General features: G+C 67.7%; 7 protein-coding genes. 6 read left to right on the forward strand and 1 reads right to left on the reverse strand.

The window, feature by feature from the left end; translation table 11 throughout:
* The first annotated feature begins 93 nt into the window (after positions 1-93).
* From AB1L88_RS22130 to AB1L88_RS22150, 5 genes are all read left to right on the forward strand, one after another.
* Positions 94-1,767, forward strand: coding sequence for a tetratricopeptide repeat protein (locus tag AB1L88_RS22130; RefSeq protein ID WP_367098870.1), 1,674 nt, complete (start codon positions 94-96; stop codon positions 1,765-1,767).
* A gap of 1,146 nt (positions 1,768-2,913) precedes the next feature.
* Entirely contained in the window at positions 2,914-3,990 is a 1,077-nt protein-coding gene (locus AB1L88_RS22135; protein WP_367098871.1) for a WD40 repeat domain-containing protein, read from the forward strand.
* A 302-nt stretch (positions 3,991-4,292) separates the two neighbouring features.
* Entirely contained in the window at positions 4,293-4,838 is a 546-nt protein-coding gene (locus tag AB1L88_RS22140) for a hypothetical protein (protein ID WP_367098872.1), read from the forward strand.
* Between the two features lie 318 nt (positions 4,839-5,156).
* Positions 5,157-5,723, forward strand: coding sequence for a disulfide bond formation protein B (locus tag AB1L88_RS22145; protein ID WP_367098873.1), 567 nt, complete (start codon positions 5,157-5,159; stop codon positions 5,721-5,723).
* A 271-nt stretch (positions 5,724-5,994) separates the two neighbouring features.
* On the forward strand, positions 5,995-8,058 hold the full coding sequence (locus AB1L88_RS22150; RefSeq protein WP_367098874.1) for a S9 family peptidase: 2,064 nt from the start codon (positions 5,995-5,997) through the stop codon (positions 8,056-8,058).
* Between the two features lie 419 nt (positions 8,059-8,477).
* Here AB1L88_RS22150 and AB1L88_RS22155 read toward each other — a convergent pair whose 3' ends face one another.
* Entirely contained in the window at positions 8,478-10,463 is a 1,986-nt protein-coding gene (locus AB1L88_RS22155; RefSeq protein WP_367098918.1) for an SLC13 family permease, read from the reverse strand.
* Positions 10,464-10,697: 234 nt separating this feature from the next.
* Between AB1L88_RS22155 and AB1L88_RS22160 the strand changes: the two genes are divergently transcribed.
* On the forward strand, positions 10,698-13,292 hold the full coding sequence (locus AB1L88_RS22160; protein WP_367098875.1) for a CehA/McbA family metallohydrolase: 2,595 nt from the start codon (positions 10,698-10,700) through the stop codon (positions 13,290-13,292).
* The last annotated feature ends 62 nt before the right edge of the window (positions 13,293-13,354 follow it).

The following is a 13,354-nucleotide window of genomic DNA, read 5'->3' on the forward strand; positions in this document are numbered from 1 at the left end:
TCGCGTGATGGCATCAGTGATGTTCCCTCGGTGCCTTGCATGCGTTCCCCCCCACCTCTCCCTTTGAGTTGAACAAGAAAAGGACTGTGGACGATGACTTTCGCGAACAGGCGAGGGAAATTCCGAGGCGCGATGCTGCTGGCGATCGTGGTGCTTGCCCCGTCGATGCCCGAGGCGAGGGCGGACGGAGGGCCGGACCGGGAGCCGTTGATCGAAGGGATCGGGGCGTACTCGCGGCCGGTGAGCACCGAGTCTCCCGAGGCGCAGCGCTATTTCGATCAGGGGTTGAACCTGCTCTTCGCCTTCAACCTGGAAGAGGCCGCGCGGTCGTTCCGCCAGGCGGCCGAGCTGGACCCGTCGTGCGCGATGGCCTGGTGGGGCCTGGCATACGCGCAGGGGCCTCACATCAACCTGCCGGTCGTCGATGCCGAGAAGGCGAACGTCGCCTTCGAGGCCATCGAGCGGGCCCGGGCGCCGGAGAGCCGCGCCAGCGCCCTTGAGCGTGCCCTGATCGACGCCCTGGCCGAGCGCTGCGTGCCCGATCCGCCCGAGGACCGCCTGCCCCTCGATCGGGCCTACGCCGAGGCGATGCGAGCACTCCGCGAGCGCCACCCGGACGACCCGGACCTCGGGCCGTTGCTGGCCGAGAGCCTCATGAACCTCCACCCGTGGGACCTCTACACCCAGCAAGGCGAGCCGAAGGAGGGGACCGAGGAGATCGTGGCCCTGATCGAGGAATCGCTGGCGTCGCACCCCGATCACCCTTTGGCCAATCACCTGTATATTCATGCGATTGAAGCCTCGACCCGACCCGAACGGGCGATTGCGGCGGCCGATCGGCTCCGGGGGCTCCAGCCGGGGCTCTCGCACAACGTGCACATGCCGTCTCATATCGATGTGCGCGTCGGCAACTGGGCGAAGGCCGAGGAGTCGAACCGCAAGGCGATCGAGGCCGACCGCACGTTCCTGGCCTTCCGGCCCGATCCGGGGTTCTATGGGCTGTATATTGCCCATAATTATCACATGCTCGCCTATGCGGCCATGATGCGCGGCAAGAGCCGGGTGGCGATCGACGCCATCGACGAGATGATGACCCTGATGCCGGAAGCCTGGGCGATCGAGCACGCGAGCATCGCCGACGGCTACCTGGCCATGCCGCTCGAAGTCCGGATGCGGTTCGGCCGCTGGGAGGAGATCCTGGAGGCCCCCGAGCCGGACTCGGCCTTCCCGATCGCCCGGGCCCTGCGGCATTACGCCCGGGCCGTCTCGCTGGCGGCGCTCGACCGGGTCGAGGAGGCGAAGGCCGAGCAGGCGTTGTTCCTCCTGGCCCGCGACAGTGTTCCCGAAGGGGCCACCTTCGGCAACAACGCCGCCGCCGACCTGCTCGCCGTGGGAGAGCAGTTGATGCGGGGCGAGATCCTCTACCGGGACGGCCGCGAGGACGAGGCGTTCGAGGCCCTCCGCGAGGGGGCCCGCCTCCAGGACCTCCTGCGCTACTCCGAGCCTCCCGACTGGATCCAGCCGGTCCGGCACGCCCTGGCCGCCGCCTTGCTCCAGTCGGGCCGTTTCGCCGAGGCCGAGCAGGTCTGCCGGGACGACCTGACGCAGCACCCGCACAACGGCTGGGCCCTCTTCGGCCTGATGCAGGCCCTCGAATTCCAGGGGAAGGACGACGAGGCCAGGAAGGTAAGCGATCAGTGGGAAACCGCCTGGGAGGAGGCGGATGTGGTGCTTTCCTCCTGCTGCTTCTGCCAGCCGGGGTTCTGAATTGCCAGCAGGCCGGCCGTCCCCGAATTCGGGAAAGGACCGGCCGTGTCAGGTAATCCCGGAGACCTTGAGATGGGAGAGGGTAAACGCGGCCGAGACGCATTCAGTTAGACTTGCATGATTCGAGGCAATTGGTCGCGATTTCGAGAGGCCCTTGCCCTGCGAGAATCGCAGGGCAAGGGCCTTTTTTTTGCGTTCGTGTTCGCAAGTGATGGGTCGTTCGCGTACTGCCGTTGAGTCTCCAGACCCTCCGAGCCGTCGACACAAAGGACCTGGCGGCGATCCATCGAAAATTCCGGCATTCCTGGAATGAGGAATGGACTGACTCGTTCCGACGCTTTAGGATTGGCCCTCGTCGTTCGAGGCCGTCGGCCCGCTCCGCGTGCCGAGGCCGGTGTCGATCTCGATCGCACGCTCAAGCTCAATTTTCTACTCCAACTCCGAGGCAAGCCCGGGTCAAGCGCCCTGGAGACTGGGCATCGGCTCGATCGACACGGAAGATTCCGAGCAGACGTGTTGCACGCGCGATCGCACGACGTGCAGCAAGATCAGGAGATCAGCGGATTCCACAACTCCTGTTCCGGGAGCCGCCGCCATGAAACTCCGAATCGGTTTCGTGATGCCGACACCGCATCGTCGCCTCGGCCGCCGATCCCCAACGACTCGGCCGGCCGGCCTGTCCCCGAACCGCCCGAGCCGATGGCTCGACGCTCTGTGCGCGTGTCTGAATTCGAGAGAGCATGAGCGTGTCTTTCATGCCTCAAGGGTGTGTGCGGGTGTGATGTAGTCGCGTGAGAGCAGGAACGATCGAACTCCGCGTTGGTGCGTGTGTGTTCGTGTGACGACATCATTGCAGCCCTTTCCCGCTCGTCGGCGAGGAGAGGGGTTCGACGGACGGGATGGGGCGGCCGGGAACCCTGACGGGGACCTCGCCCCGACTGACGGATCGCGTTTCGGGACGCAACGCAAGGGATCGGACCGGATCGGACCGGATCGGACCGAAACGGAACGGAACGCGATCGGATCGGCCGGAGTTCTCGACCGAGCAGGGGATGGGCGAGGCTTTGGTTCCATCAGGCCGACGCCCCTCGCCGATCGAGCAAGCCGGAAATCCCGCCTTTCGACCAAACAGGGAGGCGATTTGCCATGATCCATTCTGGTGCTCGGCCCGGCTTCGGCCCAGAGAAGCACCCCACCAGGCAGTTTTCAACCGTCTCGAAGCGAAGGGTCCACACCCTGACCCCCGGTTGGTTCGCCATGGTGGTGGGGGTCATTGCGGTGGTCATCGGCTTCGAAGATCCGATCGATCGACGGGCAGGTGAAGACTCACTCCGATTGAGCATGGGACAATCCAACCTCCCGATCCTCAGGGTCGCGTTCACGCCGGACGATTCCCGGGTCGCCACGCTGGAGGGGAACAGCCGCCTGGCGTTCTGGGAGGCCAAGGACGGCGGGCCCTGGATCACCCTGGGGGAGGACGGCCGTTCCATCCAGAGCTTTGCATTCGATCCTGAGAGCAACCTCGTCGCCGTGGGCGGACTCGACGGCTCGATCCGGTTGACGGATGTGAGGACGGGCGAGGGTCGAGGGTGTCTCTGCCCGGATCAGACTTCGGTCCGGGCCCTGGCGTTCTCGCCCGACGGCGGCCGGATGGCCTCGGGGCATGCCAACGGCCACCTCAGGATCTGGGAGGTGGACACCGGGGCGATGCTGTTCGATCGGATGGCATCGGAGACGCCGGTGATTGCGCTGAACTTCTCGCCCGACGGCGGCTCGGTCGCGTCGACAAATTCGGATGGACTTGTCTCCGTTTGGGAGTCCGAGACCGGCCTCGAGCGGGCCTCGGTCCTGACCGAGCCGGGCCTTCTCAGACCCCTGGTGTTCTCGGCCGACGGCCAGACACTCTGGTGGATTACGAAGTTCGGCAGGAGAATCCTGAGGTGGGACCTGGGTTCCGGAGGTGATCTGCAATCCGTCTCGTGCAACGCGGAGGAACTGCTTCTCTTGCCTCACGGACGGTCGTTGCTGGCCCTGATTGATCGGGAGCGGGTCTGGCAGCTCGACGCCGAAACCCTGCGCGTCGAGCGCCGCTACCGGTTCCCCGGCCGCGGCCTCTCCTCGATCGCGCTTTCGAGAGACGGGACGCGCATCGCCCTGGGAGGCCTGGAGGCGGTCGAGGTCGCAACCCTCGCCCACTTCGAGGTCCCGACGGCCGCACAATAAAGGCGGATGGCGTCGCTTGTCGTCAACATCCGGCCGGCCGGCCGATCCGGCCCGATCCACCAGATTCCCGTTGATGCCAGCACCTTGTTATCCTCGGAACGGTCCATTGGGGACCAATAGACGGATTGGCCGATTCGCGACCGTGGATGGCTCGTGTCGGGCGACGATCGGTCGCGGGGTCAATCGTTTCGCTCGTTTGTTCTTTGAATCGCGGCGACGCGGCCGTCGGCTCATCTTCGAGCCCTCGGGCCGATCGCGCCGTCTTGCTCCGTCAGGTCATGCAGATTCAGGGGAGTTCGACCATGCGATTGATTCGTCGAAGGGTTGCTGCGGCTGTGCTTTCTCTGGCCGGATTGCTGCTCGTGCTTGTTGCCGGGGCCGTGCCGGCCCGGGCCCAGGTGGTCCCGTTCCGGATGACCGGAGCGGGGGTGGCCGATTTCATCCCCCTGGTGCCGGGGCAGGCGTCGCCGCACGACGCGGTCGGCACGGCCACCTACCTGGGGCGCTACCGGGCCGAGGGCCTCGTCCGGCTCGACGGGTTCACCGGCCCGACGACCGGCTCGTTCTCGAGCGCCGAGCCGGTGGCCTTCACCGCGGCCAACGGCGACGTGTTCCTCGTGGACTATCAGGGGCAGGTGGAGCTGCTGTCCGTGGGAGACGGCCTGTTCATCACCGTCTGGTTCGCGGAATTCACCCCCACCTCGGGCAGCACGGGGCGGTTCGCGCAGGTGGTCGACGGCAGCTTCTTCATGACCGCGATCACCGCCCCGTTCTCGCTCGAATCCCCGGTCATGGTCGATTACTCCTGGTCCGGCTCGGGCTGGATTGAGTTCGATCGGGGCCGATGAGCCGATCCGGCCGACCCAGACCATTCCATCCCGTGTCGTGTCGTGTCGGCCGATTGACCGGCGAAAGGGGGCAACGGGTCGGGAGCCTTGAGCCTCGCTCAAACGTCCCGATCCGTGCTTGCAATGGCGCCGCGTCGGCGGGTGAACTGCTTCGAGGAGCGTCCTGTTTTCCCTGCCGTCGCCGCACGATCGGTGGTTTCCTCCGCCTCTTCCGCGCATCATTGAACGCCCGGGGAGCTTGCCCCGGAGATCGAGGACCGGGGACGAGGTCGAGACGTGCCGGCCGATCGTTTTCTGTTTCGGGAGCATCGACGCGGGATGAAGGCCAATTTCTGGACAAGGCTGGCGCTGGCCGTTGCCTCGGCGATGCTTGCCGGCTCGCTCTTCCTGAGCATCGGGATGGGGCTCAAGGCGTGCCCGCTCTGCCTTTACGAGCGGACGTTCGTCATGGGCGTTGTAGGCCTGCTCGTGATGGGGATGGCGGTGCTCCCGGTGCCGCGTCCCGGTTCGCTGGCCCCGCTGGCCCTGCCGATGGCGGTGGCGGGCCTCTCGCTGGCCGGGTTTCACGTTTACCTCGACCGCTCGGGGGTGCTCGATTGCCCGGCGGGGATCCTGGGCATCGGCCACGCCCCCGACCAGAGCCTCGCCGGCTATCTCCTGCTGACGACGGCGCTCGTCCTTGGCGTCTTCGCCGCCGGGCGGGCCGAGACCGGAGGGGGGGGCTCCTGGGCGGTCGTGTTCGGCGGGGTCGTGCTCGGCGGGTTGCTTGCCTTCGCCTGCATCAAGAGCGCCCCTCCCTTGCCGCCCCCGAATCCGACATACGGCCCCTCGGGCGAGCGCATCCTCTCGGGCTGCGAGCCCGCGGTGCCCGAGGAGGGCCCCTGAAGCCGATCAAGACGAAGGCCCCGCCATGGGCCTCGGAGCCAAGGCGTCGATCGCCCCGAGTGTCCCGGTCCTGCGAGTCCTGGGGCGAACGGCACAGGATCGGCCTGCTCCGATGGCTCTCCTGGCCGCCTTTGGTTTGCGGGGTTGATCGCGAAAAACGCGGCAACCTCTTGTCAGCCCGGGATGATGTTGTTGAATTAAGCCTTGAATGCCTTGATATGCGGGTGTGATCTTGAACATTAGGGAGCGAAGGATGGTTTCCAGGCGACCAATGATGACCACGATGCGGGGGGTGTCGGTGTTCGCCGCCCTGCTCGTCGCGACGTCCGGGGCGAACGAGGTCGAGCGGACCCATGACATCACGATCGACGACTATTTCACGCAGGGCTTCGCGGTCGCGTGCGTTACCTCGCCCAGCGGGGATCACGTCGCCTATGCGGAGTGGCGGTGGGATACGCCGGACGACCCGCGCAATCTCGACCTCTGGGTCGTGAACGCGGACACGTCCGAGACGCGGCGGCTCACCTTCGATCCCGCCGCCGACTCCGACCCCCAGTGGGGCCGGGACGACCGGTCCGTCTACTTCCTGAGCGCCCGGAAACGCCCGGGGGAAGAATCCCCTCCCCTCGACGGCAAGGCACAGGTGTGGCGGGTCGACGTCCGCGACGGCCGGGAGACGCCGATCACCCGGGTCTCCGGCGGGATCGACGATTTCCAGATCGCGGAGGACGGGAAAACGCTCTATTACACGACCTCGAAGCAGCATGTCGAGGACTCGTGGAAGGAGTTACGCGAGCGATTCAGCGACCTGGACTACGGTCATGGGGTCCATCAGGTGTCCTTGCTCTGGGAGCTGGACCTGGAAACCTGGCGGACGAAGAAGCTCGTCGATGAGAATGTTTACATTCACGACGTCTCCGTCTCGCCCGATGGGCGGCACGCCGCGTTGATCGCCGTGCCGGATGAGTTGATCATCAATTACGAGGGCAAGTCCGAGGTCCGGGTCGTCGACCTGGAATCGGGCGAGTCGCAGACGCTCCCCGACGAACTCTGGCGAGAGCAGGCCCCGTCCCCCTACGGCTGGCTGGAGTTCCCTTCCTGGTCGGCCGACGGGGAGTCTCTGGCCTTCTCCGTGGCGTTCGACGGTTACCCGTCGGAGCTGTTCGTCGCGAGCGAAGGCGACGAAGGCTGGCAGGTCCGCAAGATGGATCGGCCGGAGGACGTCTTCTTCGTGGGGCCGATCGCGTGGCGGAGCGAGGGGAACGGGTTGTGTTACCTCGGCGATCACCATGCCCGCAAGCGCGTCTACTGCATCAACGGGCTCTCCGACGATCAACCGGAGACGACCACGCTGACCCCGGGAGACGTCGTCGTCGAGGACTTCAGCCATTCCCGAGACGGGGAGACGCTGGCCGTCCTCCAGTCGGGCCTGACGTACCACCGCGACCTCTTCCTCGTCGATTCGGACTCCGGCGAGTCGCAGCGCCTGGTCAACCTCAACCCGCAGGTCGATACCTGGAAGTTGCCGCAGATCTCGCTCGTCCAGTGGGAGGGGGCCGAGGGCGATCAGGTCGAAGGCATCCTGGAATTGCCCCCCGACTACACCCCCGGCGACCGCTTGCCGCTGATCGTCGAGCTGCACGGCGGGCCGACGGCCTCCACGAAGTACTCCTTCCATTTCTGGTTCTATGGCAGGACGCTCCTGCCGGCGCAGGGCTATGCCCTCCTGAGCCCCAACTATCGCGGCTCGACCGGCTACGGCGACGCCTTCCTCACCGACCTCATCGGCCGGGAGAACGACATCGAGGTCGAGGACATCTTGAAGGGCGTCGATGCGATGATCGAACGGGGGATCGCCGACCCCGATCGGCTGGGCGTCATCGGCTGGAGCAACGGCGGCTACCTCGCCAATTGCCTCGCGACGGGGACCGACCGCTTCAAGGCCGCCAGCAGCGGCGCCGGCGTGTTCGACATGACCATCCAATGGGCCGAGGAGGACACCCCGGGACACGTCGTGAATTACCTCCGGGGGCTGCCCTGGGAGCGTCCCGACGCCTACCGGAAGGCGTCTCCGATGTTCGGCCTGGGCGAGGATTATTGCACGCCCATGCTCTTGCACGTCGGCGAGAACGATGCCCGCGTGCCGGCCTCGCACGCCCGCGCCTTCCATCGCGCCTTGCGGTATTACCCCAACGACCCGCCCGTCGCCGTCGAACTGGTCGTCTACCCCGGTGACGGCCACACGCTCGGCTCCTACAAGCACAGGCAAGCGAAGATGGAGTGGGACCTGGCCTGGTTCAAGAAATATCTCCTGGACCAGGATCATGATGATTGATGCGTCCCGGGGCCGGTGTGAAGCATTGAATCCGACCGCTAGGCGGTCGAATCGGCCACGACCTTCCGGGGCGTCAACGTGCTCGCCGAGGGGCAAACCAGGTTCACACGCTCACATTCGTCCTGCGCCGGCCGAGTGAACATCTTGCGATCCGGCGTCGGGAGACGCGGCCCCTCGCGTCTCCCGACGCACCCGATCGCGAACGAGCCCTGCATCCTTCGAGGAAATCTCGCGTCATCGCCATCCTGACGCATGGCAAACCCGGCAAATCCCAGGATCGAGAGCCGGTTGTTTCAGGCGCCGGTCTTTCAGCGGTTGCCGGAGATAAAGGTCATTGCCGGACGGCGGGGCTTCGCGCGGGTGGCCCCGGTTGGTCGAGACGTCCCCGGCCGCCCGGCCGATGTGCAGGCCGGGCGGGATCAGAGCGGCCAGATGATGGGCACGAGGATCACGGCCGTGACCCAGAGCAGGAGGTTCAGGGGCAGTCCGACGCGGAGGAAGTCTCCGTAGCGGTAGCCGCCGGGGCCGTAGACCATCATGTGGGTCTGATAGCCGATGGGGGAGGCGAAGGCGAAGGAGGCGGCCAGGGTGATGGCGATGATGAACGGGCGGGTCTCGGCGCCGAGGGTCCGGGCGGTCTCCAGGGCCAGGGGGAAGGCGAGGGCGGCGGCGGCGTTGTTGGTGACCAGCTCGTTGAGGATCATCGTGCCGAGATAGAGCGCGGCCAGCGCGGCGATCGGGCCGAGCGACCGGGTGGCGGCGACCAGCAGCTCGGCCCCGGCGGCGGCGGCGCCGGTCTTGTCCATCGCCTCGGCCAGGCCGAGCGAGGAGGCGATCGCCAGCAAGACCGGCCACTCGACCGACCGCAATGCCGCCGGGCGGTCGAGGCATCGGGTGGCGACCATCAAGCCCCCGGCGAGCAGGGCCGCGACGGCCGGCTCGACCAGGTTCGCGGCGATGGCCAGCACCATCAAGCCGGTCAGGATCGCCGCGACCGGCGCCCGCAGGTGCCGGGGGCTGGTCGACCCTTCGACCTCGGAGATGAGGTAGAAATCCCGGTGGTCGCGGAAGGCCCGGCTGAAGTCGGGGCCGACCTGGAGCAAGAGGGTGTCGCCGGGCCGCAAGACGATATCGCCGACCTTGCCGGCCAGGCGCTCGCCGTTGCGGTGGACGGCGACGACCGCCGCGTCGTACATCCCCCGGAACCCGGCCTCGCGGACGCTCCGGTTGACCAGGGGAGAGGCCGAGCTGAGCACCGCCTCGCAGAGCCGGTGGCCGGGCCGGTCGACGCCCGAGCCGGCCGCGATCTCGTACTCCGGCTGCGCCGCCGGCATCAGGCCGGGCACCTTCTCCAGCTCGGTGATGGTCGAGACGTCCCCGGTGAAGATCAGGCGGTCGCCGGCGTGCAGCTCGACATCCGGCTCGACCGGGCCGATCGCCTCGCCGTCCCGGTCGATCTCAATGAGAAAGAGCCCCGGCAGGTGCCGCAGGCCGGCCTCCTCCACCGTCTTGCCCACCAGCTTGCAGCCGGGGGAAACCATCAGCTCCGAGAGGTATTCGCGCCTCGACTCGCTCAACTGCTGCAGCACGTCCTTGCGCTTCGGAGTCAGTCGAGGAGCAATCACCAGCAGATACGCCACGCCGACCAACGCGCACGGGATCCCCGCCCATCCCAGTTCCAGGAACCCGAGCCCCGGCAAGGTCGGGTCGTCCTGCTTCAGCAGGAGGCCGTGCACCACGAGGTTCGTGCTCGTGCCGATCAGGGTGCAGCAGCCGCCGAGGATCGACAGGAACGACAGATGCATCAGGACCGACGACGGCGCGACCCGCTGCCTCCGGCACCAGTCGACGACCACCGGCAGGAGCATCGCCACGATCGGCGTGTTGTTGATCACGGCCGAGCTCGGCACGACCAGGGCCGCCAGCCTCCTCCGGGCCCCCTCGGGCGTCCCGACCCGGCCGAGCAGGCGATCGCCGATGATGTCGAGCACCCCCGTCTCGCGCAGGCCGGCGGCCACCACGAACATCCCGGCGACCGTCAACACCCCCGGGTTCGAGAACCCGCCGAACGCCTCGCTCGGCTCCAGGACCCCCACCAGCGCCAGCAAGACCGCCGCCCCCAGGAAGACGACGTCCGGCGGCGCCCAGTCCCGGACCAGCGTCAGCAAGACGATCGCCGTCAATCCCAGCGTGAACCAGGCCCCGAAGCCGAGCGCCGGCCGCTCCGCCTCGGCCCCAGCCCCGGCCTCGTCCTCGACCACGAGATCCCCGGCCTCGGCCCCCTCGGCGGGGCTCTCCGCGATCGGACCGTCCCCGACGGCCGTCGGGTCGCCGGCCGGCCCGGCCAGCACCACAGTCCCGCAGCCAATGACCAGCATCAGCATCAGCCAGCAGATACGCACCATCACGGCTCGGGCTCGGGAGACCAAAGGGGGTGGGATCGGAACGGAGAGCCAATCTATCCTTTCTTGATCGGGATATGCAAGATCCCGATCCGGGGGCGGGATGAATGTCTCGTGAAACCGGCGAGAACGTCGGAGAAAGTGCTGGCGATCGGCGGGATGGGGGCGTTCAATGAGTCCGGTCCAGAGGCTTGCCCCCCTTGACTTCCGATTCGAGTTTCCAGGGATGACGATGCCATGAGAATCTTCCTTCGCGGCGGATGGTTGGCCGGCGCCTTGCTGGCGATCCTGGCCCCGGGGGCGAGGGGGACCGACCTGGTCACCCTCTCCCCCCAGACCTGGGATGCGTACGCCCCGACGGGCAAGGAGGCCGACGCCATCTACGGCGACATCGTGCTGCGCAACGACCGGGTCGTGGCCGTGATCGCCCGGCCGGTCCGGATGCGGAACGCCAACATGATGGTCCGAGACGTCGGCGGCATGATCATCGACCTGGCGAGGCGAGACGGAGGCGGGGGCGACCAGCTCCAGGTCCTCTTCGCCGCCTCGCCGACGAACGACTTCCAGTTTGCCGGCGTCGAGGTCGATCAACCCGAGATCTTCGACGTCGAGCGCAATGAGGCGGACGGCACGAACCAGGCGAGGCCGTCGATGTTCGTCCGGGCCGGGTCGATCACCCTGAAGCTCCTGTCGAAGCCGAGGCCCGACCGCCCCCTGGTCGAGCTGCGCTACACCCTGGCCGACGACGCCGACGCCATCACCATCGAGACGACCTGGACGAACGACACCGGCCGCGACCTGACGGTCGATCCGGCCGACGTCTTGCGGGCCGAGCGGACCTTCGAGAAGGCCGCCGACGGCCGAACCCCGCTCTTCTGGGCCGAGGACCGCCACTTCGGCCAGGCGTACGGGGTGCAGCCGGGCGAGGCCGAGGCCTCGGGATCGGTCGCCCGCCTGGCCCTCGACGCCGAGACCCGGGGGCACCTCTCGACCCTCCGCTACGTGCTCGATGAGCAGGACGACGTGGCCTTGAAGCCCGGCGATCGGCTCTCGGTGTCGCGGCGGTTCTTCCCGGCGGGCGACCTGTTCGGCCTCAAGGCGGCGGCGATCGGCGGCGATCGGCTGACGCCCGCCTCGTTGACGGTCCGGGACACCTCGGGGGCCCCGGTCGCCGGGGCCGACGTGACGCTGGAACTGGACGGGGAGCTGTTCGGCCGCGGCCGGACCGACGCCGAAGGCCGGTTGACGGCCCGAGTGCCCGACAACGGTTCGGATTACCGGGTCGAGGTGGTCGCCCCGTGGGGGGATCGGACGGGCGAGCTGACCGAGCAGGGCCCCGGCCGATACGCCGCCACGCTGCCCCGGCCGGGCCGGGTCGCGGCCAGCATCACGAGCGAGCAGGGCGGCCCGATTCCCTGCAAGGTCCAGTTCGTCGGCAAGGACGGCACCCCGACCCCCGACTTCGGGCCCGACACCGGGACGCACGCCGTCGGCAACCTCTACTACTCCCACGACGGCGCCTTCTCGGTCCCGCTCCTGCCCGGCTCGTACGACGTGATCGTCAGCTACGGGCCGGAATATGACGCCGTGTTCACCGAGTTGGCCGTCGATCGAGGGGAGGAGACGACCCTCGCCGCCACCCTGGAGCGGTCGGTCGACACGACCGGCTGGGTCAGCTCCGACTTCCACAGCCACTCGACCCCCTCGGGCGACAACTCGTCGAGCCAGCTCGGCCGGGTGCTCAACCTGCTCTGCGAGCACGTCGAGTTCGCCCCCTGCACCGAGCACAACCGCCTGTCGACCTACGTGCCGCACCTGCGGTCGCTCGGGGCCGAGCACCTGATGGCCACCTGCACGGGGATCGAGCTGACGAGCATCCCCGGCGACGTCAACCACCAGAACGCCTTCCCGCTCGTGCTCCGCGAGCACGTCCAGGACGGCGGCGGCCCGATGAGAGACCTCGACCCCGAGATGCAGATCGAGCGCCTGGCCCTCTGGGACGGCTACAGCGACAAGCTGATCCAGCTCAATCACCCCGACCTCGGCCACGTCTTCTTCGACCGCAACGGCGACGGCGAGCCCGATCAGGGGTTCCGGGGGATGTTCGGCCACATCGACGTCATCGAGGTCCACCCGCCCCACTTCATCTTCGAGCCGGCCCGGATCGAGCGCAATGGCCGATCGTACAACAACACGATCGTCAACTGGATGCAGATGATCAACCAGGGGCACCGCTTCCCCGGCGTCGTCAACACCGACGCCCACTACAACCTCCACGGCTCCGGATGGCTGCGCAACTACCTCAAGAGCCCGACCGACGACCCGAGGGAAATCGACGTCGCCGACATGGTCCGCGCCGCCGAATCCGGCCAGGTGATCATGACCAACGGCCCCTTCCTTGACGTCGCCATCCGATCCAACGGGGCCGAGGCCATCCCCGGGGGCGACCTGGAGGTCCCCGGCGGCTCGGCCACGCTCCGCGTCCGGGTCCAGTGCCCCAACTGGTTCGACGTCGACCGCGTCCAGGTCTTCCTCAACGGCCGGGCGTCGGGGGCGTTGAACTACACCCGGGCCGACACCCCCGACGCCTTCGGCGACGACGGCCCGGTGGCCTTCGATCGCGAGATCCCCCTCACGATCGAGGCCGATACGCACGTGATCGTCGCCACCGTCGGCGAACGCTCGACGCTCGGCGCCGTCTTCGGGGAGGGCGGTCACGCCGACGATCGGCCGATCGCCGTCTCCAACCCGATCTTCCTCGACCTCGGCGGCGACGGCTTCACCCCCAACGGCGACACCCTCGAGGCCCCCTTGCCGACGAAGGCCAACTGATCCGCGCCCCCTCCCCTCCGGGCGATCGCCGAGGCCCGGCGCCCGGGCCTCGGCGATCGGGG

This window comes from Tautonia sp. JC769, from assembly GCF_040717455.1.
In the GTDB taxonomy this organism is placed as follows: domain Bacteria; phylum Planctomycetota; class Planctomycetia; order Isosphaerales; family Isosphaeraceae; genus Tautonia.